This is a genomic window from Pelomonas sp. Root1444, assembly GCF_001426885.1.
Classification (GTDB): Bacteria; Pseudomonadota; Gammaproteobacteria; order Burkholderiales; family Burkholderiaceae_C; genus Pelomonas.
This window is the reverse complement of record NZ_LMFP01000015.1, coordinates 1-1526: the sequence shown is the minus strand read 5'-3', so window position 1 is coordinate 1526 and position 1526 is coordinate 1. Positions and strand designations below refer to the sequence as shown.

Below are 1526 nucleotides of genomic sequence, written 5' to 3'. Positions count from 1 at the left end.
GGTCAACCGCAAAACTTGTTCACCCAGTTCTCCAACACCTCCTGGCGGCCGGAGACGGGAGCGACATCGGTGTTCCTGGCGAGCACCTCGTCGGCGAGCTGCTCCAGCGTGCGGCGGCCGCCGAGGATGTCCTGGCCGGCCGGCGCGTCCCAGCCGGCGTAGCGCTTGTCGGCGGCCGCCTGCAGCCGCCCGTCGTTGATCATCTTCTCGGCGATCAGCAGGCCCTGTGCGCACACATCCATGCCGCCGATGTGGCCGTGGAACAGGTCCTCCGCATCGATGCTCTGGCGGCGCACCTTCGCATCGAAGTTCAGCCCGCCCGAACCCAGCCCGCCGGCCTGGATGACGTGGTACAGCGCGATCGCCGTCTCCGGCACGTTGTTGGGGAACTGGTCCGTGTCCCAGCCCAGCTGCGGGTCGCCGCGGTTCATGTCCAGGCTGCCCAGGATGCCGAGTGCGCCGGCCGTGGCGATCTCATGCTCGAAGCTGTGGCCCGACAGCGTGGCGTGGTTGGCCTCGATGTTGACCTTCACTTCCTTCTCCAGGCCGTAGCGCACCAGGAAGCCGTAGACCGTCGCGGTGTCGAAGTCGTACTGGTGCTTGGACGGCTCGCGCGGCTTGGGCTCGATCAGGATGGCGCCCTTGAAGCCGATCTTGTGCTTGTACTCCACCACCATGTTCAGGAAGCGGCCCAGCTGGTCCAGCTCCTGGCCCAGGCGCGTGTTCAAGAGCGTCTCGTAGCCCTCGCGGCCGCCCCACAGCACATAGTTCTCGCCGCCCAGCTTGAGCGTCGCGTCCATCGCGTCGCGCACCTGCAGCGCGGCCATCTTGAAGATCTCGGGGTCGGGGTTGGAGGCCGCGCCCGACATGAAGCGGCGGTGGCTGAACAGGTTGGCCGTGCCCCACAAGAGCTTCAAGCCCGTGGCCTGCTGCTTCTCGCCGAGCACGTCGACGATGCGCTTGAAGTTCTCCTGGCTCTCGCGCGGCGTGGCGCCCTCCGGGGCGACGTCGCGGTCGTGGAAGCAGTAGTAGGGCGCGCCCAGCTTGGCGAAGAACTCGAACGCCGCGTCGGCCTTCAGCTTGGCCAGCTCCATGGGGCTGCCGCCCTGGAACCAGGGCCGCTCGAAGGTCGCGCCGCCGAACGGGTCCAGGCCGGTCCAGACGAAGTTGTGCCAGTAGCACACCGCAAAGCGCAGGTGGTCCTCCATGCGCTTGCCCAGGACGATGCGGTCCTTGTCGTAGTGCTTGAAGGCCAGGTCGTTGGGGCTGTCGGCGCCCTCGAAGCGGATCGGGGCGATGTGATGGAAATAGGAGGTCATGTCGAACTTCAGAAGATGCAGAAGAAATCAGGCGCCGCGCAGGCGGCGGTACAGGTCACGGAAACGCGCCAGGCGCGGGGCCAGGCGGGCGTGGCGTTCGGGGTCGGGGGCGTAGCGGGCCGCAACGGCCGGGCGGGTGCAGACGGTGTCGACGCTCCCACCGCTGGCCAGCCAGCCCAGCCGCGCCGCACCGAGCGCGCCGCCGGC

1 protein-coding gene and 1 pseudogene are annotated in these 1526 nt (G+C 68.2%); both read right to left on the bottom strand.

Going from position 1 to position 1526, the window contains the following annotated elements:
- Positions 1–2: 2 nt before the first annotated feature.
- Positions 3–1319 carry a xylose isomerase gene (gene xylA / locus ASD35_RS15660; protein ID WP_056875895.1) on the bottom strand — a complete coding sequence of 439 codons (1317 nt, stop codon included), beginning with the start codon at positions 1317–1319 and terminating at the stop codon, positions 3–5.
- Positions 1320–1346: 27 nt separating this feature from the next.
- Positions 1347–1526 (bottom strand): annotated as a pseudogene (locus ASD35_RS27615) (xylulokinase); the annotation flags it as partial.

Bases quoted from the DNA above. Each gene is read 5' to 3' on its own strand.
- xylA (WP_056875895.1), bottom strand. From the start codon at position 1,319: ATGACCTCCTATTTCCATCACATCGCCCCGATCCGCTTCGAGGGCGCC.